20 protein-coding genes are annotated in these 21004 nt (G+C 65.1%); 10 read left to right on the plus strand and 10 right to left on the minus strand.

The window, feature by feature from the left end; all coding sequences use genetic code 11:
• Nucleotide 1 precedes the first annotated feature (1 nt).
• From J1N50_RS00955 to J1N50_RS00970, 4 genes are read right to left on the minus strand one after another with little or no spacing between them, the layout of a single operon-like run.
• Nucleotides 2-1153 carry an acyl-CoA dehydrogenase family protein gene (locus J1N50_RS00955; RefSeq protein WP_215349286.1) on the minus strand — a complete coding sequence of 384 codons (1152 nt, stop codon included), beginning with the start codon at nucleotides 1151-1153 and terminating at the stop codon, nucleotides 2-4.
• A complete protein-coding gene (locus J1N50_RS00960) occupies nucleotides 1153-1908 on the minus strand; it encodes an enoyl-CoA hydratase/isomerase family protein (protein ID WP_215349289.1) in 756 nt (251 codons plus the stop codon). Before J1N50_RS00960 ends, J1N50_RS00955 begins: the two co-directional genes overlap by 1 nt.
• Nucleotides 1905-2816 carry an SDR family oxidoreductase gene (locus J1N50_RS00965; protein ID WP_215349292.1) on the minus strand — a complete coding sequence of 304 codons (912 nt, stop codon included), beginning with the start codon at nucleotides 2814-2816 and terminating at the stop codon, nucleotides 1905-1907. Before J1N50_RS00965 ends, J1N50_RS00960 begins: the two co-directional genes overlap by 4 nt.
• The gene (locus tag J1N50_RS00970) at nucleotides 2817-3596 is read right to left on the minus strand and encodes an enoyl-CoA hydratase/isomerase family protein (RefSeq protein ID WP_215349297.1); all 780 of its coding nucleotides are present in this window, start codon (nucleotides 3594-3596) and stop codon (nucleotides 2817-2819) included.
• A 95-nt stretch (nucleotides 3597-3691) separates the two neighbouring features.
• Between J1N50_RS00970 and J1N50_RS00975 the strand changes: the two genes are divergently transcribed.
• The 8 genes from J1N50_RS00975 to J1N50_RS01010 all read left to right on the plus strand — a co-directional run bounded on the left by J1N50_RS00975 (nucleotide 3692) and on the right by J1N50_RS01010 (nucleotide 13330).
• Nucleotides 3692-4450, plus strand: coding sequence for an SDR family NAD(P)-dependent oxidoreductase (locus J1N50_RS00975; RefSeq protein WP_215349299.1), 759 nt, complete (start codon nucleotides 3692-3694; stop codon nucleotides 4448-4450).
• 8 nt (nucleotides 4451-4458) lie between these two features.
• Nucleotides 4459-5949: a class I adenylate-forming enzyme family protein gene (locus J1N50_RS00980; RefSeq protein ID WP_215349303.1), complete on the plus strand. Its 1491-nt coding sequence runs from the start codon at nucleotides 4459-4461 to the stop codon at nucleotides 5947-5949.
• Entirely contained in the window at nucleotides 5949-6767 is an 819-nt protein-coding gene (locus tag J1N50_RS00985; protein ID WP_215349306.1) for an SDR family NAD(P)-dependent oxidoreductase, read from the plus strand. Before J1N50_RS00980 ends, J1N50_RS00985 begins: the two co-directional genes overlap by 1 nt.
• Complete coding sequence (locus J1N50_RS00990; protein WP_215349308.1) at nucleotides 6767-7561, plus strand: SDR family oxidoreductase; 795 nt, start codon at nucleotides 6767-6769, stop codon at nucleotides 7559-7561. The genes J1N50_RS00985 and J1N50_RS00990 overlap by 1 nt, the downstream gene beginning before the upstream one ends.
• 23 nt (nucleotides 7562-7584) lie before the next feature.
• On the plus strand, nucleotides 7585-8379 hold the full coding sequence (locus J1N50_RS00995) for an SDR family oxidoreductase (protein ID WP_215349310.1): 795 nt from the start codon (nucleotides 7585-7587) through the stop codon (nucleotides 8377-8379).
• Nucleotides 8380-8389: 10 nt separating this feature from the next.
• A complete protein-coding gene (locus tag J1N50_RS01000; protein WP_215349312.1) occupies nucleotides 8390-9409 on the plus strand; it encodes a DUF2889 domain-containing protein in 1020 nt (339 codons plus the stop codon).
• Nucleotides 9410-9528: 119 nt separating this feature from the next.
• Nucleotides 9529-11997, plus strand: a complete 2469-nt coding sequence (locus tag J1N50_RS01005; RefSeq protein WP_215349314.1) for a TonB-dependent receptor — start codon at nucleotides 9529-9531, stop codon at nucleotides 11995-11997.
• Nucleotides 11998-12079: 82 nt separating this feature from the next.
• Entirely contained in the window at nucleotides 12080-13330 is a 1251-nt protein-coding gene (locus tag J1N50_RS01010) for an MFS transporter (RefSeq protein ID WP_215349316.1), read from the plus strand.
• A 176-nt stretch (nucleotides 13331-13506) separates the two neighbouring features.
• Here the strand turns inward: J1N50_RS01010 and J1N50_RS01015 are convergent, their stop codons facing one another.
• Both J1N50_RS01015 and J1N50_RS01020 read right to left on the minus strand, forming a co-directional pair.
• Entirely contained in the window at nucleotides 13507-13938 is a 432-nt protein-coding gene (locus tag J1N50_RS01015; protein WP_215349318.1) for a c-type cytochrome, read from the minus strand.
• On the minus strand, nucleotides 13938-14564 hold the full coding sequence (locus J1N50_RS01020; protein WP_215349320.1) for a c-type cytochrome: 627 nt from the start codon (nucleotides 14562-14564) through the stop codon (nucleotides 13938-13940). Before J1N50_RS01020 ends, J1N50_RS01015 begins: the two co-directional genes overlap by 1 nt.
• A gap of 168 nt (nucleotides 14565-14732) precedes the next feature.
• Between J1N50_RS01020 and J1N50_RS01025 the strand changes: the two genes are divergently transcribed.
• Nucleotides 14733-15623, plus strand: a complete 891-nt coding sequence (locus J1N50_RS01025; RefSeq protein WP_215349322.1) for a prephenate dehydratase — start codon at nucleotides 14733-14735, stop codon at nucleotides 15621-15623.
• 6 nt (nucleotides 15624-15629) lie between these two features.
• Here the strand turns inward: J1N50_RS01025 and J1N50_RS01030 are convergent, their stop codons facing one another.
• Nucleotides 15630-16301 carry a CDP-alcohol phosphatidyltransferase family protein gene (locus J1N50_RS01030; RefSeq protein ID WP_215349324.1) on the minus strand — a complete coding sequence of 224 codons (672 nt, stop codon included), beginning with the start codon at nucleotides 16299-16301 and terminating at the stop codon, nucleotides 15630-15632.
• 197 nt (nucleotides 16302-16498) lie between these two features.
• Between J1N50_RS01030 and J1N50_RS01035 the strand changes: the two genes are divergently transcribed.
• Complete coding sequence (locus J1N50_RS01035) at nucleotides 16499-17122, plus strand: DUF805 domain-containing protein (RefSeq protein ID WP_281414793.1); 624 nt, start codon at nucleotides 16499-16501, stop codon at nucleotides 17120-17122.
• A gap of 7 nt (nucleotides 17123-17129) precedes the next feature.
• On the opposite strand, the gene J1N50_RS01040 is transcribed toward J1N50_RS01035, so the two are convergent.
• The 3 genes from J1N50_RS01040 to J1N50_RS01050 are packed head-to-tail and all read right to left on the minus strand — an operon-like array spanning nucleotide 17130 to nucleotide 20953.
• The gene (locus J1N50_RS01040) at nucleotides 17130-17645 is read right to left on the minus strand and encodes a hypothetical protein (protein ID WP_343227821.1); all 516 of its coding nucleotides are present in this window, start codon (nucleotides 17643-17645) and stop codon (nucleotides 17130-17132) included.
• A 24-nt stretch (nucleotides 17646-17669) separates the two neighbouring features.
• Nucleotides 17670-19259: a hypothetical protein gene (locus J1N50_RS01045; protein WP_215349331.1), complete on the minus strand. Its 1590-nt coding sequence runs from the start codon at nucleotides 19257-19259 to the stop codon at nucleotides 17670-17672.
• On the minus strand, nucleotides 19256-20953 hold the full coding sequence (locus J1N50_RS01050; protein WP_215349334.1) for an Hsp70 family protein: 1698 nt from the start codon (nucleotides 20951-20953) through the stop codon (nucleotides 19256-19258). Before J1N50_RS01050 ends, J1N50_RS01045 begins: the two co-directional genes overlap by 4 nt.
• Nucleotides 20954-21004 lie beyond the last annotated feature (51 nt).

The following is a 21004-nucleotide window of genomic DNA, read 5'->3' on the forward strand; positions in this document are numbered from 1 at the left end:
GTCACCTCGACTTGGGCAGGCCGAGCAAGCGCTCGCCGATGATGTCGCGCTGGATCTGCGCCGTGCCGCCCGCGATCGTCGCGGCGAAACCGCGGAGATAATCCTGCACCGCATTGTCGTCGCCATAGGCAAAGTCGATCATGTCCTCGCCCATCAACAGCACGGCCATCCGCTCGAGCCGCTGACCGAGCTCGGAGGTGAACAGCCGGATCACCGACGCTTCGGGCCCCGGTTGCCCGGTGCGCACGACTTCGGAAATATTGCGGTAGGTCATTGCGCGCAGCGCCGCGACCTCGGCGCGCATCTGCGACAACTGGTCGGCGATGCGGTCGTCCTTGATCATTCCGTTCGCGCGCGCAGTCGTGACCAGCTCGGCAATCTCCTGCCCCGCCTTGACCTGTTCGGCGATAAAGCCCGTTCCACGCTCGAAGCTCAGCGTCGACATCGCGACCTTCCACCCGTTGCCGAGCCCGCCGACGACATTGGAAAGCGGAATGCGGACATCGTCGTAAAAGACCTCGGCAAACTCGGTCTGCCCCGACATCTTCTTGATCGGCCGCACTGTGATCCCCGGCGCATGCATGTCGCAGATCGCCCAGCTCAGCCCGGCGTGCCGCTGCGACCCTTCCTCGGTCCGCAGCACCAGTTCCTGCCAGTCGGCGACATGCGCAAAGCTTGTCCAGATCTTCGACCCGTTGACGACCAATTCGTCGCCCTCGATTCGCCCGCGCGTCTTGATGCCGGCGAGGTCGGAGCCCGCGCCCGGCTCCGAAAAGCCCTGGCACCAGATCGCTTCGCCCTTCAGGATGCGGGGCAGGTGATAGGCCTTCTGCTCTTCGCTCGCGTTCAGGATCAGCGTCGGCCCGCCATGGTTGATCCCGACGAAATTGGCGCCGATCCATGGGGCGTGCGCCTTTGCATATTCCTCCAGCCAGATCACCTGCTGGACGATCGACAGTCCGCGGCCGCCATAATCGGCAGGCCAGTTTATCCCCGCCCAGCCGGCGTCGAACAGCCGCCGCTGCCACGCTTTGTCGAAACCGATCGCGTCGGCCGCGTCGAGCGGGCGTTTTTCTGCGGGCACATTGGCGTGTAACCAGTCACGGCACTCCTCGCGAAAGCGCGTCTCTTCGACGGAAAAGCCGATGTCCATCAATCGGCCTTTTTCGCGTTGCCGATCGGCTCGCCCTTCTTGCGCATCGCGGGGTCAAAGCCCGCATTGCGCATCAGTTCGTGGTTCAGCCCCGCGCCGAGCGCCATGCCGTCGGTGTCGTAAACCAGCCGCTTGTTCTCGGCATTGCTGTGGCGGCTGTTGCCGAGGATCAGCGCGGCGAGCTCTGACACCTTGGCATCCAGTTCGTCATCGGCGACGCAGTAGTTGGCGAGCCCCATCGCGGCGGCTTGCTCGCCAGTATAGGGCTGACACGTCAGCATCATCTCCAGCGCCTTCGCCTGACCGACGCGGCGCGGCAGGCGCTGCGACAGGCCCCAGCCCGGAACCAGCCCCCATTTGCCATGCGTATCGGCGAAGCGCGCGCTAGCGTCGCACACGATGAAATCGGCCGAGAGCGCGAATTCCAGCCCGCCGGTGTAGCAACTGCCGCGCACCTTCGCGATCACCGGCTGCGGCAGCTTGGTCAGACGTTCGAGGATCAGCATCTCCTGCCGCAGCCAGCCGAGCGCATCGGCGTGCGGCGCCTGCTTCAGATCATGGCCGGCGCAGAAATGCCCCCCCGCGCCCGTCACGACGATCAGGCCGATCTCGCTGCCATCGGCTTCGATATCGCGGATATGCGCGCGGAATTCGCGAAACAGCTCGCGGTTGATCGCGTTGCGCTGGGCGGGCCGGTTCAGCGTCAATGTGCAGATGCCGCCAGCATCGTGCCGCAGGACGAGCGCTTCGCTCATGCCACGTCTCCCCGCGTTTTGGCGATTGCCGCCGCCGCCGTGCCGCTTTCGCGTGCGCGTTTGCCGAACTGCTCGCGGATCGGCACGAATTCGGGCATCACCAAGGACCGCCGCAGCCAGTTCGCGGCATCGACGACCAGCGTGTGCCCGCTGATATAGGTCGCATAGGGCGAACAGAGGAAGGTCGCTGCCCAACCGAGTTCGCGCACCTCGCCGACGCGCATTCCCGGGATCGTGTTGTCGCCGCGCTCGCCGACGCGGTGGCGCGTCATATGGTCGGGCAGATCTTCATGCGGGAAACGCCCGGGCGCAATGCAATTGACGCGGATGCCGTCGGGTGCCCATTCGACCGCGAGGCTCTGCGTCAGGTTGGCGACGCCCGCCTTCGCCGCCGCCGAATGCGAGGTGCCCGGTCCGCCCGCCCAGCTATAGGTCGCCCCGATATTCAGGATTGCGCCGGGCAGCCCCGCCGCGAGTCTCCGGATCGCAAATTCGCGGCTGCAGTTATAGGTGCCGTTGAGGACGATATCGACGACGGTGCGAAACCCGTTCGGCGTCATTTCTTCCGCCGGCGCGGGGAAATTTCCTGCTGCATTGTTGATCAGCACGTCGACCGGTCCAAGCTTCGCCTCGATCGCGTCGAACGCCGTCGCGACAGCGTCGGGATCGCGCACGTCGCACGCGACGGCGATCGCCTCGGCGCCGACGTCGCGGATCGCCGCGAGCCCGGCTTCGAGATGCTCGGGCTTGCGGCTCAGCACCGCGATCTTGGCGCCCAGCCGGGCAAATTCGACCGCCATGCCCTTGCCCAGCCCGGTGCCGCCGCCGGTCACGGCGACAACCTGTCCGGCATAGGTCCCATCGGGCAGCGCTTTCGCGCCAAGCGGAGGCGGGGCGGGGAGGGCCATCTATTTGCCTTTATACTGCGGCGCGCGCTTCTCGCGGATCGCGGCGCGGGCCTCGTGATAATCGTCGGTCTTGAACAGATAGCTTTGCGCATAAAGCTCGGCGCGCGTGCCGGTGCGGATCGTCGCACCGTGCATCAGGTTGATCATTTCCTTTGCCATCGCGAGGTTGATCGGCGGTTTGGCGGCGATATCGCGCGCGACCGCCAGCGCCCGGGCGTCGAGGTCATCGGGTTCGACGACGAAATCGACCGCGCCCCATTCCAGCGCGGTCGCAGCGTCGATCTTCTGCCCGGTCATCACCATATATTTGGTTCGCGACGGGCCGATCAGCGCGGTCATCATCTGCGTCCCGCCGGTATCGGGGAGTACCCCGTACAGGATCTCGGGCAACGCCATCTTCAGCGTCGTGTCGCTAATCCGAATATCGGCGGCGAGCGCGAGTTCGCACCCGCCGCCGATAGCGCCCCCCTTCAGCGCCGCGATGATCGGCTTGGTCGATTCCTGCATCCGCAGGCGGCCTTCCTGGTGGCGGCGGACGAAATGGAAATCGCTTTCGTCGCGCGCGCGCTGGCCCAGCACATTGGTGTCGCGCCCTGAGCAGAAGCTTTTTCCGGTTGCGCGGATCAGGATTGCGTTCGACGCGGTCTCGTCAAGCGCCTCGCCAACGAGCTGCTGGAACAGCGCCGACATGCTGTCGTCCATCGCATTGTGCCGCTCGGGGCGATTCAGCGTGATGATGCGCAGCGAACCGTCGCGCTCGCTCAAGATCCGATCGGCCATGGCCGTGCTTCTCCCAACAGCATTTCGATATAGGTCTTGCACGAGTTATATAACTAGGTCAATTATGTCGCGACAGGGAGATGGAGAGAAAGCGGATGTTCGAAGGCAAGACCGCGCTGGTCACCGGCGGTTCGCGCGGCATCGGCGCCGCGGTCGTGCGGCGACTCGGCGCCGCGGGCGCGCATGTCGCGATCAACTACGCCGGCAGCAAGGAGGCGGCCGAGACGCTCGCGGCGGAGATCGTCGCGGCGGGCGGCAAGGCGTTCGCGGTGCAGGCCGACGTTTCGACGCTCGCGGGGATCGAGTCGCTGTTCAGGGCGTGCGATGCGCAGTTCGGCGGCCCCCCAAATCTCGATTTTCTGATCAACAATGCCGGCGTCGGCCGCGGCGGGCGCGACGGTACGCTCAAGGGGGCGGGCGAGGAGCTGTACGACGAATTGTTCGCCGTCAATGTGAAGGGTCCGCATTTTGTCACGCAAGCCGCGCTGCCGCGGCTGCGCGACGGCGGGCGGATCGTCAATATCGGGTCGATGTCGGGCAAGGTCGGCCAACCCTTCGCCGCCGCCTATGCGATGACCAAGCGCGCGGTGCAGAGCCTGACCTTCTCTACCGCGCTCGCGGTCGCCAAGCGCCAGATCACCTGCAACTGCATTGCGCCCGGTGCAGTCGCCACCGACTTCATCACCGCGCTGCGCGAAACGCCCGGTTGGGACGAGGCCACTGCGAAACACACGCCGATGGGACGCCTTGGCGAGCCTGACGACATCGCGGGCGCGGTCATGATGCTGCTCGGCGACGATGCGCGCTGGGTCACCGGTCAGATCATCGAGGCGAGCGGAGGCCTTGCGCTCTGATGGCGTTGATGACCGAAAAGCTGCGCGCGATCATGGCGCTCGATCCGGATCGGACCGAGATCGATTTTGAGGGGCACGACTATAGCTGGCGACAAATCGCCGAGACTGTCCGCGCGATCGAGAATGCGCTCGAAACGATGGGACTGCCCGCGGATACGCGCGTTGGCGTGATGCTGCGCAACCGTCCCGGCCATGTCGCCGCGATCGTCGCGGTGCTTTCGACCGACCGCTGCCTCGTTACCCTCAATCCCATCCTGCCCGACGCAAAGCTGTTCGCGGACATCGAAGGGCTCGGGCTTCCCGTCGTCATCGCCGACGCGACCGACCTCGCTCGGCCCGGCGTCGCGGAGGCGCTTGAGCGCGCGGGCTCGGCCGTCGTCGAGATCGGCGCGCGCCTCGACGGCGCGCGAGTCGTCCCGAGCGACAGGCGCGCCGAAGTGCAGACTTCACCCGGCGTCGCGATCGAAATGCTCACCAGCGGCACCACGGGAACGCCGAAACGCGTCCCCTTGAGCCGCGACTCCTTCGATGCGAGCTTTCGCGGTTTCACAAAATATGAGCGCGGCCGCAGCTTCGACGACCCGCCGAGGCTCAACTCGGGTTGTACGATGATCGTCAATCCGCTCACCCATATCGGCGGCATCTATGGCTGCATCGGGGCGCTCGCGGCGGGACGGAAGATCGCGCTCCTGGAAAAATTTACCGTCGAGGCGTGGGTTTCTGCCGTGAAGCGCAACCGTCCTGCGGTCGCGCCCGCAGTCCCTTCGGCGGTGCGGATGCTGCTCGACGCCGATGTCGACCCTGCGGACCTGTCGAGCCTCAAGTCGCTCATCTCGGGCACCGCGCCGCTTTCACCCGATCTCGTCGATGCCTTTCTCGCCAAATATGGCATCCCGATTTGCGGCAATTATGGAGCGACCGAATTCGCCGGTGCGATTGCCGGGTGGACCATCGACGATTTTCGCCGGCTGTGGGCGGAAAAGCGCGGCGCCGTCGGCCGCGTCCACGGCGATATCGAGGCGCGCGTCGTCGATGCGGAAAGCGGCGCGGTCTTGCCCCATGGGACCGAGGGCTTGCTCGAGCTCAAGGGGCGCCAGCTTGACAACGACATGCAATGGCTGCGCACGACCGATCGCGCGGTGCTCGACGCCGATCGTTTTCTTTATATCCGGGGACGCGCCGACAACGCGATCATCCGTGGGGGGTTCAAGATCCATCCGGACGATGTCGTCCGTGCGATCAACGATCATCCCGCCGTGCGCGAAGCCGCGGTGGTCGGCGTACCCGACGCGCGGCTCGGCGCCGTGCCCGCGGCGGCAATCATCCTCAAGGACGGCGCCGCCGAACCGGAGGTCGACGTTCTCAAGACGTGGCTAAGGGAGCGGCTGATCGCGTATCAGGTGCCGGTACACATCCGCTACGTTGCCGACTTTCCGCGCACGCCTTCGATGAAACCATCCGCGCCGGGATTGCAGTCCCTGTTCGAAGGAGCGTCGTGATGGAAGATTTCAGCGGCAAGTCGGTCATCGTCACCGGCGGCGGGCGCGGCGTCGGGCGCGGGATCGCCAAGGCCTTCGCGGCAGCAGGCGCGGAGGTCATGCTCGGCGCGCGAACCATATCCTACGCCGAGGATGTGAAGGCCGAGATCGAAAAGGCAGGCGGCGCCGCCGAATGCTTCGCCGCCGACATCGCGCGTCACGCCAATTGCCGCGCGCTCGTCGAAGCCACGGTGCAAGCCTTCGGCACCGTCGACATCATCGTCCACGCCGCGGCCGACATTCCGCATGGCGGGGTTGGCCATGTCGACGACGAGCGTCTGGAAGCGGGCTTTGCGAGCATCGCGAAAGCCGCCTGGTGGCTGCTCGACGCCGCGCGGCCCCATCTCGCCGACGCGAAGGACGGCGGGCGATTCATTGCGATCGGTTCGATCAACGGCACCTTCAACGTCGTTCCCAACATGACCGCTTATGGCATGGCGAAGGCTGCGCTCGACGCTTTCATTCGCGCCGCTGCCGGCGACGTCGTGGGCGAGGGGATCACGGTCAACGCGATCAATCCGGGCCTCGTCGCCAGCGACCGCGCCAAAGCCGTGCTCGGCGACAAGGGCCTCGCCGCTTATGGTGCTACCGTGCCCGTCGGCCGCGCGGGTACGCCGGCCGATATCGCGCACGCCTGCCTGTTCCTCGCCTCGGCAAAGTCCGACTATATCACCGGCACGACGATCAAGATGGACGGCGGCTCGACGGTCGCGGCGTCGTCGGGTCGCAACGGCATCTTGCAGGAACGACTCAAGCTCCAGCAGGGAAAGGCGCCCTGATGGACCTCGGGATTGCCGGAAAGGTTGCGCTCGTCTTCGGGGGATCGAAGGGTATCGGGCTCGGTTGCGCGCACGAGTTCGCACGCGAAGGCTGCAAGACCGTGATCGCCGCGCGGACGCAGGCGACGATCGATACTGCGGTTGCCGAGGTGCGAGCGGCAGGCGGACAGGTCGCCGGCATCTCCGCTGATTGCACGACCAGGGACGGGATAGCATCGGCGGTCAGCGCATCGACCGGTGCGTTCGGGGCACCCGACATTTTGATCTTCAACGTCGACTCCGGCCCCAAAGGGGCTTTCCTCGACGTCGACGACGAGACTTTTTTCGCCGCGAACAACAACAATGTCATGGCGTTCCGCTGGGCCGTGCAGGCGGTGTTTCCGCATATGCGCGAGCAGGGCTGGGGCCGCATCCTGACCATCGGCACCAATTCGGTCAAGGCGCCGCACCGCAAGCTCCCGCGCGCGGCGCAGAACACCTACCGCGTCGGCGCGCTGGCGCTCTCGAAGACGTTGTCGGCCGAACTCGGTCCCTTCGGCATTACCGTTAACACGCTGGGCACCGGTGCGATCGCGACGCCGCAATTCCGCGAGGTGTTTACGAAGATCGCCGAGGCCCAAGGCCAGACCTACGAAGACCATATCGCCGCGCGCGTCAGCGCGTGGCCCGTCCAGCGAATGGGCACGCCCGAGGATATGGCGGCCGCCGCGGCGTTCCTCTGTTCGGATCGTGCCGGGTTCATCACCGGTCAGGTGCTGATCGTCGATGGCGGCAATCTTGAAGTTTTGCAATAATCTGAAAGCAAGGAAGCAAGGGCATGAAACTCGACAAGAATTTGGCTGCAGTCGTCACTGGTGGCGCCTCGGGCCTTGGCCGCGCCAGTGCCGAAGCGCTCGCGGCCGCGGGACTGAAAGTCGCGATCTTCGACGTCAATGAAGAGGGCGGCAAGGCGGTCGCCGACGCGATCGGGGGGATTTTCTGCAAGGTCGATATCATCAGCGAGGACAGTGTCGTCGCGGGGTACGAGGCCGCGCGCGCCGCACACGGCCAGGAGCGGGTGCTCGTCCACTGCGCGCAAATATCGAAGGGCGGAAAGACCGTCCGTTACGACAAGGCGACGGGCGGCTATGTCCGCTACTCGACCGAAGACTACGCCTTCTCCGCACAGGGCATCCTGATCGCCAGCTACCGGCTGGCATCGCTGTCGGCGCTCGGCATGGCGAATGCCGAGCCGCTGAACGACGATGGCGAGCGCGGCGCGATCATCCTCACGGCCTCGGCCGCGGCACAGGATGCGCAGATTGGGCAGGTCGGCTACGGCTCGCTCAAGGCCGGGGTCAACGGGCTCGTCCTGCCGCTGGCGCGCGATCTGATGGACCTTGGCATCCGCGTCAATTCGATCATGCCCGGCATCTTCGCAACACCGCCGATGCTCGCGGTCAAGGATCGCGCCCCGGCGATTTTCGAGGGGCTGTCGGCATCCGTGCCGTTCCCCAAGCGTCTGGGTCATCCCGAAGAGTTCGGTTCGCTGGTGCTGGAGCTTGTCCGCAACGGCTATTTCAACGGTCAGAGTCTGCGGCTCGATGGCGCCATCCGTATGCCGCCCAAATAGGATCAAGGTCTTGAACGCTCCCCAGCAATTTCCCTTTGCACGGCAGTCGGCGGGCCCGGCGCCGGAGCGTCGTCCGGGCTCGATCCGGCGCACGACTTCGATCGACTCCGACTGGCCCGATGGCTTCGGCCAGGCATGGGTCATGGCCGGGCGCGCTCGCGATCTACTGACCTCTTTCACGGGCGAAGCAGTGGAACTCGCCCGCGGCGACTTTCGCATCCGGACGTCACCGATCCGCGAGATACTCGAAATATCGGCGACGCCCGATCACCCGCGGCTTCAGGACATGGTCGGGGTGCGCGCGGGCGGGGCCAGCCGCCACGCGCTCGCCGCGACCTTGGGCGACATCCGCGGTACGCCGACCTTTCAACTCCTCGACGATTTCGCGGGCGCCAGCCTCGTCGCCGGTTGGATATGGTCGCGCTGGATCGACGACTGGCAGGCGGCGATGCGGAGCAAGGGCACGCAATCGACCGCTGGCAACAAGGGACGGATGCTCAACATTTGCACCGGCTTTACCGAAGGCGCGAGTTCGCTGACGGAAGGTGGCGGCGTCGACCATGCGCATCAATCATCGACCGAGGTCGGTCCGCTCGTCAACCCGAACGATCCGGTCGGCTGGCACACCATGGCTGAACAGGGCACCCGCCCCCAGGCAAGGCGCGCGCGTCGCATCGACATCTGGCGCGCGGAAGGCGTGCTAAAGGTCGACGCGGGCTTTCAGGACAGCGGGCCCAATCCGCAAGGGACGCGGACCGCGATCCACGAGTATCGGGTCTATGCGGAGATCGACGAGGCGAGCGAAACCCTGCTTTCGCTTCAGGCCCTGCCGCTGATCCTGCCGTTCCGCGAATGCCCCGGTGCCTCGATGAAAGCGGCGCGGATGGTCGGCCAGAATGTCGCGGATTTTAGGCAGGCAGTTCTCGATACGCTCGCCGGCACGCTCGGCTGCACCCATCTCAATGATGTCCTGCGCGCCCTTGCCGACGCGCCCGCCCTCGCACGATTATTACCCAAAGCGCCGGATTGAAGCGCGAAATCGCACGCGTTCCGCAACGGAAAGCGCAATTCACTTGTCTATCTTGTTAGACCTAGTTATATAACTGACGTAGCGAGGACGTATGAAGCCTCGCGGGGAGGATGTTGACCATGAATTTCAAGCAGAAGCGCGATTCGTTCCGGATGCTCACCGCGGTCTCGCTGACGGCGATTGCCTTGTCATCGGCACCCGCATTCGCGCAAGCCGCCCCTCCGCCGCCAGCCGAGAACGAAACCATCGGTCTCGAAGACATCATTGTCCAGGCGCGCAAGGTGAATGAAAATCTGCAGGATGTTCCCGTTGCGGTGACCGCCTTTACCGGCGAGAGCCTGGAAGCTCAGGGCGCTATCCGTGTCCAGGATATCGCGAACTTCACCCCGGGACTTTATATCCGCTCGGGGTCGAACAGCCCCGCCGGCATCACCGTTGCGCTCCGCGGCCAGTTTCAGAACGACACGCTTGCGACGCTCGACCCCTCGGTCGGCACCTATGTCGACGGCGTTTACTGGGCGCGCGCTTACGGCCTCAACACAACCCTGCTCGATATCAGCTCGGTCCAGGTGCTCAAGGGGCCGCAAGGTACCTTGTTCGGGCGCAACACGACCGGCGGCGCGATGCTGATCAACTCCAACGACCCGCGGCTCGGCGAATTCAGCGGCAAACTGTCGGCAACCTACGGGCGCTTCAACGAGTTCGAGCCGACGGCGGTCGTCAACATCCCGATTGGCGACAAGGTCGCGATCCGTCTTGCGGGCAAGCGATTCAGCCGCGACGGCTATACGACGAACAGCGTTCCGGCAAATACGGCCAGCGCGGTGACTGCGGTCACCACCGCCGTCGCGCGGCGCCCGGTCGGCGGCAATCTCGACGGTCTCAAGCTCGACAACCGCGACCGCTGGCAGGCGCGCGGCAAGCTGCTTATCCAGCCGACCGATAACCTCAGCCTTCTGTTTTCGGGCGAATATTTCAAGATGGACGAGGCTGCGCCGAGCCGCAATCTCGTTTATACGACGCGGGCGTTCAGCGGCGCCAATTCGACCTACAATACCGCCGCCACCAGCGGAACATTCGTCGGCATATTGAACGGCAATCCGCCGGCCAGCGCGACGGCGCCCGGCCTTGCGATTCTCGCGACGGAAGCGGCGCGGCTTGCGGCGGGGGGGCGGATCACCGCCAACAACGAGATCCCCTATGTCTACGCCAAGACGCAGACCTACAATTTTACGGGTGCGCTCGACACCAGCTTCGGTCAGGCGAAACTGATCGCTAGCTATCGCAAGGTCAGCGCCAACGCCGGCTTCGATCTCGACGGTTCGGCCTACCCGATCCACTTCACCGAAAGCCAGCAGGAGCTGAAGCAGCAATCGGCGGAACTCCAGTTCACCGGCAAGATGTTCGGCGACGCCGTCGACTTTGCAGCGGGCGCGTTCGTCTTCCATGAAAACGGCTTTGACCAGTCGATCTCGATCACGGTACCGGCCCTCAATCCGGTGACGTCGCATTTCTGGGGCTATATCGATAACGACAGCATCGGCGTGTATGGCCAGGCGACCTGGCATCTCAACGACAAGCTGTCATTGACCGGCGGCCTGCGCTATTCGGTCGACGACAAGGGGCTCGAAACGCGCAGCAACAATTTCAACCGCACCAGTGGGTTGACGACATGCGCGGTGGTTGCCGGCGTTCCGGCATTCAGTGCCGGCGAGATCGTCGATCCGATCCAGTGCGCCTTCAAGCGCCGCGACAGCTTCGGCGGATGGTCCTATACGGCCAGCGTCGATTACAAGCTCAACGACGATATCCTTGTCTATGCCAAGACCGCCAAAGGTTTCCGGTCGGGGGGACAGAATCTCCGTGCGCCGAACACGGCTTCGTTCATCCCCTTCGCACCCGAAGTCGCCTACTCTTACGAAGTCGGTTTCAAGGGCGAGTTTCTCGACAATCGCGTGCGGTTGAACGTTGCGGCCTATACGAGCGACGTGAACGGCATTCAGCGTTCGACGCTGGTGTCCGTCCCACCCGTACCCCCGGCGACCGTCCCCGGCACCGCGACGCTGCTCGGCAACGCGGGCAAGGCTCGGATTCGCGGCCTCGAGGCCGAACTGACCGCCGTGCTGTTCGAAGGCTTCACCGTCCAGGCGTCCGGCGCGCTGGTCGATCCGAAATATGTCCGCTATTCGGATTTGACCGGCGACCGCTCGTTCGAACGGTTCAGCGGTGTGTTCAAGAAGCAATATTCGCTCGCCGCGGACTATACCACGCCCGTCGGAAACAGCGCGCGGATCAACCTTCACGTCGATTATTCGTGGCGCAGCAAGGTGCCGCTCGACATCTACAACTATGCGCCCAATCCCGAGAATAACGCGATCGTCGCTGCGACCACCGGGCCGGCGCTCGGCCTGCTCGGAGCGCGCGCCTCGGTCGAGTTTCTCGACCGGTTCGAGATCGGCGTGTTTGCGCGCAATATCACCAACGAGCGCGAATATGTTCAAAACCAGCTGGTTGCGCCGGTCGGATATATCTCGGCGACCTACAACGAACCGCGCACATATGGCGTGACCGCCAGCGTCGAATTCTAGGGACCACAGGGCGCTCCTCGGAGCAATGGGGAGGGGACGGCCTGGCCGGACCCTCCCTCTTTTTTTCCGGGAAAGGAACAACATGACGTCGGAAGCTTCCAGTCGCCGTGGTCTGACGCTTGGCCTGCTCGTGATCGTTGCGATCCTGAGCTATGTCGATCGCCAGGTCTTCACGCTCTTCCAGGACGACATCAAGCTCGAGCTCGGTCTCGATGACGGCCAGCTCGGCTTGCTCACCGGCATAGCCTTTGCCGCCTTTTACGCGATCGCCGCCTTTCCGATCGCGCGCTACGCCGACCGCGGCGACCGGCGGCTCGTGATCGCGGTTTGCGTGTCGATCTGGAGCCTCGCGACTGCGTTGTCCGGCTTCGCCCATAGTTTCTGGCAGATGCTCCTCGCGCGCATCGGTCTCGCCGCGGCGGAGGCGGGCGCTGGCCCCGCCGGCATGTCGCTGCTCACCGATATCTTCCCCAAGGATCGCCGCACGACGGTCATCTCGGTCATGCTTGCCGCCAACGCCGTCGGCCTCTCGGGTGGGCTCGCGCTCGCGGGATGGCTTTCGCAATGGTATGATTGGCGCACGGTCTTCCTGATCGTCGGTCTGCCCGGCGTCGGCCTCGGCCTGCTGGTCTATCTGCTCGCCGCCGAACCGCGCCGCCGCGGTATCGTGGGGCCTGCACTGCCGCCGCAGACGACCCTTGGCGAAGTACTGCGCACGATGGCGTCGAACCCGTCGCTGCGCTGGGTCGGGCTACTTCTCTGCATGGTCCCGCTCACCGGTTTCGCCTTCATCTTGTGGGGCGCGTCCTTCTTTCAGCGCGTACACGGGCTGGATAAGACCGAGACCGGCTTCTGGCTCGGTGGCGCGATGGCCGCGGGGCTGGTGATTGGCAATCTCGTGGCGGGCTGGGTCAGCGACAGATATGGCCAGGCGAATCCTCGCTTCAACGGCTGGTTTGCCGGGATCGGCCTGCTCCTCTCTTTTCCCTTCGGCGTCGGTTTCGCGCTGACCAGCAACGCCTGGCTGGCGCTCGCCTGCTTCGTTGTGGTGAAGTTCATGATGACGCTGCACCTCGGGCCGATCATCGCGCTCTGCTTTGCGCAGGTGCCGGTTCAGATGCGCGCCATGATGTCGGCGACGATCAACATGTTCATCGGGCTTGCCGGGGTCGGCCTCGGCGGTACGGTGGCTGGCTATGTCAGCAAGGCGTTCACGCCGGCTTACGGCGATCTGTCGTTGCAACCGTCGCTGGCGATTCTGTCGGGGTGCCTGCTGGTCGGCGGAGTTGCGGCGATCATGGCGGGCAGGACGGCGAGGCCGCTGGTCGAATAAGAATCCTCCCCGTCGCGAAGCGATGGGGGAGTCGCAGACGGCGCGCAGCGCTAGCGGGACCGCTCGCGCAGCGAGTGGTGGAGGGGGCCAGCGACGCCGCGCCAACGCCCGTTCGTCAGCCCTGCGGGCTGCCACCTTGTATCTCTCCATGGCTGCGCCACAGGGAGGATCTGGCTCTATTTCTGGCTTTCCAGATACAGGATCAGCGCCTTGCGATCGGATGCGTCGATGACGCCCGCGAACGCCATGCGCGTGCCCGGGGCGTATTTCATCGGGCTTTCAAGGAACTGGTCGAGGTGCGCGGCATCCCAGGTTCCGCCTTTCGCCTTCAGGGCCGAGGAGTAGGAGAAGCCTTCATGCGCCGCGACCGCGCGGCCCACGACGCCGTGGAGGTTGGGACCAATGCCGTTGGCGCCGCCCTTGTCGATCGTGTGGCACGCGACGCAGCGCTTGAAGACCTGCTCGCCCATCGCGGCGGTCGGCTCGACCGCGGGAGCGGCGGTTTCGGCAGAAGCCGCGTCGGCGCTCGACGTGTCGGCCGACGGTTCGCTCCTGGCGCATCCGGCAAGCAGCAACGCGCCCGCCAGCAGGACGGGCGCGATGCGCATTACTTCTTCGCTTCGGCCGGAGCAGCGGGCGCGGCGGCCGCGCCTTCGGCACCCTTGGCGGCGTCGGCAGGGGCAGCGGCCGCGTCGGCAGCCGGAGCGGCTTCGGCCGCGGGCAGCGGCAGGTTCGAGCCCTGCGCGTTGAGATAGACGATCAGGTTGGCGCGGTCTTCGGGGTTCGACAGGCCCGCGAACGACATCTTGGTGCCGTTGGCGAACTTGCGCGGGCTGGTCAGCCAATGGTCCATCTTTTCGAAGTCCCAGGTGCCCCCGACATTCTTGAGCGCGTCGGAAAAGGCGAAGCCTCCCTTGCCCTGGCCGATCGGTTCACCCATCGTCGCATAGAGGTTGGGGCCGATGCCGTTGGCGCCGCCCTGATTGATCGTGTGGCACGCCGCGCATTTGGCGAACACCGCCTCGCCCTTGGCGACATCGGCTGCGGCCAGCAGGTTGGGTAGCGGAACAGCCGACGCGCCGCCGCCTTCGCCGCCCTCGGCATCCTCGATCGGATAGCCGGGCTTGTGGGGATCGTGGCTGGCGAACACCATGCCCGAGCCGATCGTCAGGCCCAGTGCGCAAATGCCGGCGAACAATACCCAGCCGGCAATTGTGTTGTTGCGATTGTCCATGCTTGCAGCCCCGTTCGCTTGCCGCCCGCCCTCGGGCGCGTGATATGATTTGGTCGCTCCCTTACTGGGGCATGGTGCGCGGCGCAAGGGGATGAAATCGCACGCAGCGCCGGTTGCGCGCGCTCGCATGCCTCGCTATGCGCCGCGGCGCAGTTGGGAAGGGCGGTCATGGGCAGTTACACGGCGTCGGCGCAGCATCTGGTGGACGAAATGAAGGCGGCCGCGCTCGCCGATCCGGCGCGCGGGCTGGCCTTTCAGGGTGCCCCCGGTGCGAACAGCGACCTCGCCGCGCGCGAATATGACCCCGCTTCGCTGCCGCTGCCCTGCTATTCGTTCGAGGACGCGATCGATGCGGTGCGGGATGCCAGGGTCGACCGCGCGATCATCCCGATCGAGAACAGCCTGCACGGCCGCGTCGCCGACATCCATTTCCTGCTCCCCGAATCCGGCCTGCACATCGTCGGCGAGCATTTCCTGCCGATCCGCTATGGTCTGATGAGCCGCAATCTCGGTCCCGTGACCCGCGCGATGAGCCACGAGCAGGCGCTTGGACAGTGCCGAAAATGGCTGCGCGCGAATAATATCTCCCCGATCGCGCACAGCGATACCGCGGGCGCCGCCGCGTGGGTCGCCGACAGCGACGAAGTCGGGCTCGCCGCTCTGGCGCCGCCGCACGCCGCCGAACTGTACGGGCTGACGTTGCACGGAACGGGGATGGAGGATGCGGATCACAATATGACGCGCTTCGTCGTTCTGGCGCGCGAGCCGCTGGCCGAGCCGCCGGCGGGCGTGCCGCTGATGACGACCTTCGTCTTCGAGGTGAAGAATATTCCCGCCGCGCTCTACAAGGCGCTCGGCGGTTTCGCGACCAACGGCGTCAATATGACCAAGCTCGAAAGCTATCAGGTCGGCGGCAGCTTCGCGGCGACCAAATTTTATGCCGATATCGTCGGCGCGCCGGGCGACGAACGCATCGACCGCGCGCTCGAGGAGCTCGACTTCCAGACAAAATCGCTGCGCCTGCTCGGTTCTTATCCCCAAGCGCGCCTGCGGCCCTAGGGCTTTCTAGACGCCGCGTTTGCGGAGCATGTTTGCGGTCGCCAGGCTCTGGACGACGAACAGCGTCACGAGGATGCTCGCGACGACCAGCGCGAACAGGTCGAAGGCCGAAAAGCTGCTGCCAAGAACTTTGTGCCCCCCGACAAGCGGCATCGCGACCGTCATCGCCATCAGCATCAGCCGCAATTCGGTCGGCCCCCCGGCCATGTAGGACAGGCGGAATTCGCCAACGACCTTCGCGGCGAGGAAGGTGTGGATCGACAGCAGGAAATAGCCGATCACCGCCATCAGCGCGACGTCGAACCGCATATAGGGGCTCGCGCCGATCGCGCCGATCATCAGCAGCGTGCCGACCGCGTCGACGCTGTGGTCGAGGAAATAGCCATAGGAGGGCCGCTCGATTCGCCGCCAGCGCGCAAGGCTGCCATCGAGCGAATCGCCGAACCAGTTGACGACATATCCGACCAGCGAAAGCGCGAGCCATTCGCTCTCGATCCAGCTCAACATATAGCCGGCCGCGACGAGCACCGCGCCCGCGAAACCGAGCGCAGTGAGCTGGTCGGGCGTGACCCAATGGGGCAGGCGGGGACAGATCCAGTTGAGCAGGCGGCGTTCGCTGCGCGCGAGGATATTCTGCTGGATGCGGGTCGGCACGGTGGCCGCCGGGGTCGTCGTCATGAAAGCCTTTCGTCGCCGCTGTCGCAAAAATGCCAGCGGGATGTCATTGCGCTGTCATAGTTGGTGCGGGGCAAGTGGGAAAGAGGCTGCGGGTCTCTTTGACGGAATAGCGGGCCGTTTGCCGCCAATTCGGGGCGGTTGGGCGATTGGCACCCGTCCGCGCGGTCGATAGACTGGCGCGAAAGCGGGGGTCGGATATGGCGGATTTTTCTGTTGGACGGATTTCGCAGCGCGGGTTTGGGAGGCTTTTCAGCGCACGCGGCCGCGACGGCCGGTTGGATTTCTGGATCTTCGTCGCCCTGGTCTTCGGCCCGTTGATCGTCCTGCAGTTCGCGATGCAGATCGTGCTGGTCCTTCCCTCGACGGATGTTCTCGCGGCGAACGCGCCGGGCGATGCGGCGGCGAGCCGGAAGATGTTGGAGAGCCAGATGAAGGGCATGGCCAGCGCGGCCTACGCCAGTATCGGCATCGTCCTGATCGGCGCGCTGCTGCTGCTCTCGGCGACGGCGCGCCGGTTGCACGATCGGGGACGCGCGGGCTGGTGGGCGCTGATCCTGCCGCTCGGCCTGTTCGCGACAGGGCTGGGGCAGGCGCGCCGCACGGCCGAGGCGGTCGAGCGGATGCCGGCGCTGATGGAAAAAATGCAACGCCAGCCCGGTAATCCGGCGTCGATGATCGATTGGATGACGCAGGCGAATGCGTCGGCGCACGGCCCCGATTGGCCGGCGATCGTCGCCGGACTGCTGCTTGTCTGGCTGGCGATCGAGCTGGGGCGCGCCGGGACCGACGGTCCCAATCGCTTCGGCCCGGCGCCTGGATGAAGCCCGGCTAATCCTGCCAGGGGCCGATTTCGCCGATGTCCCCGATCGTGCGATAACGGACGGCGCCATCGACCCAGGCGACCTCCCACATCGGCGCGGGGCGGGCCCATTCGCCGATCACGAACAGCGGCAGCCGGTTGGCGACGACGAAGGCGAGGTCATCGGCGGTCGGGCCGGGGACGACGGTTTCCGACCGCTGGTGCAGGCGGATGACGGCGAGAGTTCCTTCGGGCGGCGGCCGCAGCGGCTGCTTGACGGGAAGGCCGAAGCTGCCAGCGATCGATGGATAGCCCTTTGCGTCGCGGGCGATCAGCAACACCTTGTCGGCGGTCGGATAGGGGCCGCCGACCGGCCGCCCGGCGACCTTGCGCCCCGCAACCGCAGCATATTCGCGGATGTCGGTGTCGGCGATCGCGGGGGAAGCCGTTCGGACAGACGGCTCGCCGACGCCGGATGACGTCGTGTCCTCAATGCCGGCACCGGAAAGGGCGGCGACGAGAAGGGCGGACAATATTGCGAACACAAGACGGGCTCCGGACCAGGCGCTCTACAGGAAGGCGGGCAGAATCTTGCCTGCCTCCATGGCAGGAATTTCGGTCAACAGCTCGTAGAAACTGCCAATCGTGCGGCAAATATCGGCTTCGGACGCGCTCCGGCCGCTCAGGACGTCGCGAACCCGTTGCTCGGGCACGCCCGATCGCTTGATCAATTTTCCGATCACATCGCCCGGAATCGTCGCCTGCTTGTGGACCAAAGGCCACTCGCGATCATCATATTCATCATGGACCACCGAGAACATCCGGTAACGGTAATCGGGCGAAATATTGTCGATGTTCCGGCTCTGTCGCAGAAATATCCTCGGATTGCGGATGAAGTCCGCGCAGGCTTGCGGCTGCTCCCGCAATCGCCCGATCTCCGCCGCACGAAATCGCGCGTCGGCGACTTGTGCTTCATACGGCAGGTTATCGATGACCAGATAATAGGTGTCCGCAATGTCGCGCATCATCGCGCGGCCAGCTTCCTCGGTCAGCGATTCGGGCATGTTGGCGGACCGCTGCAGCGTCGAAAAACTCTTGGGGCTCCTGGCGCGGAGCGTTTCGAGCGAGCGGCCGTCGGCGGCCGCTTTCGGGAAGCTGGCGATGAAGCTTGCGATATGCTTGTCGGCGTTCGCCGCTTCCAGAGCCGCGAGCGCGGCGGGGTTGTGATCGATCCCCGGCTGGTCGTCGCCGACGATCTGCGACAGCATCGAAAGCGCGAAGATGGCAAGCCCGATCCAGGTCCAGACACCGGGGCCCTTGACGTTGCCGCCCGCCGCTTTCTTTTCCCAGCGGGCGACGAGTCCGGGTTGCCAATGCTCCTGCTCGAGCCAGGGATAGTCGCGGCGAATCGTCGCGATGAGGTTCCCCATGCGCGACTTGTCGACCACGCGCGTCCACAGCATTCCCTGCGGCTTGCCCTTGGCGAGTTCGATCCATTCGCGATGGTAGGCGTGGCCGGGGGTGTTCAGTTCGCGCACCACGCGCAGGCCGTCATGGGCGTTGAAGAGCCAGGGGATGGCTGGATGGATGCCGAGTTCGTGGACGCGGTCCTCCCAGTTGAAATAGGCCGATATGCGGGGGAACAGATCGGCGCCGCGCGGATAGCGCTCGGCCAGCAATTGCGCAAGCCAGGCTTCGACCCGGGCATAGTGACCCAGATCGCCCATCCGGTCGTCGGCAAAGAGTATGTCGAGATGCTGACGAAGCTCGAGCGATTCCTCGCGCGTCAGATCGTTTTCGGCGACGAACAGGTCCACGATGCGCTGAAAGCGTTTGTCGTCGTCCTCGCTGTATTCGACGGTAAACACCGGCTTGGCTTCGGGTTCGGCGGGCGGCGCTTCGTCGGCCGGAATGGCCCCTTCGGGCAGGGGATCGCCAAGACCGAAATCGTCCGGTTCCCCGTCCGCAAAGGCCTCTGGCGGGTGGAGGAATTCGCCCGACAGCGCCGCATCGCGGGCATGGCGCAAGTCCATATAGGCCTCGGTTTCCGCCTCGTGATCGAGCGCCTTCAGCAGGCGTGAATAGGCCTCGCGGATCGCCTTGCGATCCTCGGTGGGCGCGATCTGGAGGATGGTCCACGGCCAATGGGTCGTGCTCACAGCCGCTGGTCCTGTTCGATTTCCTGCAGCGCGGTCGTCATCGCTCCGCGCGCCTCCTCGATCGCGCGCGGATCCTGGGTTTCGAGCACGCCCTCGAAATGGAGCAGCATCCGCCCGATATGCTCGCGCCGCTCGTCGATGAATTCTTCGTAGAGGCGCGCCGCCCATCCGACGACATACTGGTTTTCCGCGACGTCGCGGGGGTGCGTCTTGAGCGCCGCGAGTTGTTCGCGCCGCTCTTCGATCTGTTCGGCCGTCAACGTCTCGCTGTCGTCGGCGATCAGCATCGATCGCGTCTCGCCGGTTTCGGGAATCGTGACGTCGACGTCGAGAAGTCCCGAACTGTCGTAGGTGAAACGGCAATCGATCGATACCTGGCCCGCCGGCTTTTTCGGGATCGGAAACTCCATCGTTCCGAGCAGGATGTTGTTCGCGACCTCTCGCGATTCGCCCTGGTAGATGTTCAGCTTGATGTGCGTCTGGTTGTCCGACATCGACGAATAGCTGTTCGTGCGGCTGATCGGCGTCGGGCTGTTCCGGCTGATTATGGGCGAGAAGAGGCCGGCGCGCAGCCGGCCATGGCTGTCATGTTCGGTGACCTCGATGCCGAGCGTGAAGGGGCAGATGTCGGTAAGCCGCACTTCGTCGAGCGCGGCGTTGCGTGCGACGAGCCCCGCCTGAATCGCCGCGCCGATAGCCACCGCATGGTCGGGATGGACGAGGTGGTTCGGAAAGCGCCCGAACATCTTGGTGATCGCCTTGCGGATGATCGGCATCCGCGTCGCTCCGCCGACGAGGACAATGTCGCTCAAGGCCTCGATGCGCAGGTTGCTGTCGCGCAGCGAACGAAGGATCGGATCGCGCAGGCGCGCGAGCAGCGACGTGGAGAGACCTTCGAATTCGTCGGCGCTGATCGACAGGTCGAACTGCCGTTCGGGAAGCGTCAGCCTGACGCTGGCTTCGGCATGGTCGGTCAGTATCCGCCGCGCCATGTCGGCGACCTGGAACAGCCGTGCATCGAGCAGGTTCCGCCGGACATCGGAAGGGAAGTCGTGTTTTTGAGTCCAGTGCGCGACGATTGCGTTGGTGAAATCGTCGCCGCCAAGCCGGTTGTCGCCCGACGAGGCGCGCACCTCGACGATCGCGTCGAACATCTCGACGATCGACACGTCGAAAGTGCCGCCGCCGAGGTCGAAGACCAGAAAGGGTTCGCGATCCTCCTTGTCGGCGATGCCGAAGGCGAGCGCGGCCGCGGTCGGCTCGTTGAGCAACCGCGCGACCTTCAGACCGGCGAGCTCGCCGGCGCGGCGCGTCGCCTTGCGCTGCTTGTCGTTGAAATAGGCGGGAACGGTGATGACCGCCTCGGTCACCTCCCGCCCGGTCGCGGCCTCGATATCCTCTTTCAGGCTGCGCAGCACGATCGCCGACAAATCTTCCGCCTTGAAGGCGTAGCGGCCGATCTTGATCGTCCGGTTGGTGCCGATAAAGCGCTTGAAGCTGGTGACCGCCTCGGCCGGTTTCAGCACCCAGTGATTGAGCGCGGGCTTGCCGACCAGTGTCGTGCCGTCGGGCAATATCGCGACCGCCGATGGCGTCAGCAGATCGCCCAATGCGTTGGGGATCAGCCGTGTCTCGCCATTTTCAAAGATTGCCGCTGCGCTGTTGGTCGTACCCAAATCGATGCCGACGATCATTCCGCCCCCAAGACCCCCGATAGCGGCGATCCCGATGATCGCGCCCCCAAA

The organism is Sphingopyxis soli, from assembly GCF_018682675.1.
GTDB lineage: Bacteria > Pseudomonadota > Alphaproteobacteria > Sphingomonadales > Sphingomonadaceae > Sphingopyxis > Sphingopyxis soli.

What these genes read in the sequence shown, in the direction of transcription:
- J1N50_RS00985 (WP_215349306.1), top strand. Translation starts at nt 5,949, where the DNA reads ATGGAAGATTTCAGCGGCAAGTCGGTCATCGTCACCGGCGGCGGGCGC.
- J1N50_RS01050 (WP_215349334.1), bottom strand. Translation starts at nt 20,953, where the DNA reads ATGATCGTCGGCATCGATTTGGGTACGACCAACAGCGCAGCGGCAATC.
- J1N50_RS00955 (WP_215349286.1), bottom strand. Translation starts at nt 1,153, where the DNA reads ATGGACATCGGCTTTTCCGTCGAAGAGACGCGCTTTCGCGAGGAGTGC.
- J1N50_RS01015 (WP_215349318.1), bottom strand. Translation starts at nt 13,938, where the DNA reads ATGCGCATCGCGCCCGTCCTGCTGGCGGGCGCGTTGCTGCTTGCCGGA.
- J1N50_RS00990 (WP_215349308.1), top strand. Translation starts at nt 6,767, where the DNA reads ATGGACCTCGGGATTGCCGGAAAGGTTGCGCTCGTCTTCGGGGGATCG.
- J1N50_RS00965 (WP_215349292.1), bottom strand. Translation starts at nt 2,816, where the DNA reads ATGGCCCTCCCCGCCCCGCCTCCGCTTGGCGCGAAAGCGCTGCCCGAT.
- J1N50_RS00980 (WP_215349303.1), top strand. Translation starts at nt 4,459, where the DNA reads ATGACCGAAAAGCTGCGCGCGATCATGGCGCTCGATCCGGATCGGACC.
- J1N50_RS00960 (WP_215349289.1), bottom strand. Translation starts at nt 1,908, where the DNA reads ATGAGCGAAGCGCTCGTCCTGCGGCACGATGCTGGCGGCATCTGCACA.
- J1N50_RS01010 (WP_215349316.1), top strand. Translation starts at nt 12,080, where the DNA reads ATGACGTCGGAAGCTTCCAGTCGCCGTGGTCTGACGCTTGGCCTGCTC.
- J1N50_RS01025 (WP_215349322.1), top strand. Translation starts at nt 14,733, where the DNA reads ATGGGCAGTTACACGGCGTCGGCGCAGCATCTGGTGGACGAAATGAAG.
- J1N50_RS00975 (WP_215349299.1), top strand. Translation starts at nt 3,692, where the DNA reads ATGTTCGAAGGCAAGACCGCGCTGGTCACCGGCGGTTCGCGCGGCATC.
- J1N50_RS00970 (WP_215349297.1), bottom strand. Translation starts at nt 3,596, where the DNA reads ATGGCCGATCGGATCTTGAGCGAGCGCGACGGTTCGCTGCGCATCATC.
- J1N50_RS01020 (WP_215349320.1), bottom strand. Translation starts at nt 14,564, where the DNA reads ATGGACAATCGCAACAACACAATTGCCGGCTGGGTATTGTTCGCCGGC.
- J1N50_RS01030 (WP_215349324.1), bottom strand. Translation starts at nt 16,301, where the DNA reads ATGACGACGACCCCGGCGGCCACCGTGCCGACCCGCATCCAGCAGAAT.
- J1N50_RS01005 (WP_215349314.1), top strand. Translation starts at nt 9,529, where the DNA reads ATGAATTTCAAGCAGAAGCGCGATTCGTTCCGGATGCTCACCGCGGTC.
- J1N50_RS01035 (WP_281414793.1), top strand. Translation starts at nt 16,499, where the DNA reads ATGGCGGATTTTTCTGTTGGACGGATTTCGCAGCGCGGGTTTGGGAGG.
- J1N50_RS00995 (WP_215349310.1), top strand. Translation starts at nt 7,585, where the DNA reads ATGAAACTCGACAAGAATTTGGCTGCAGTCGTCACTGGTGGCGCCTCG.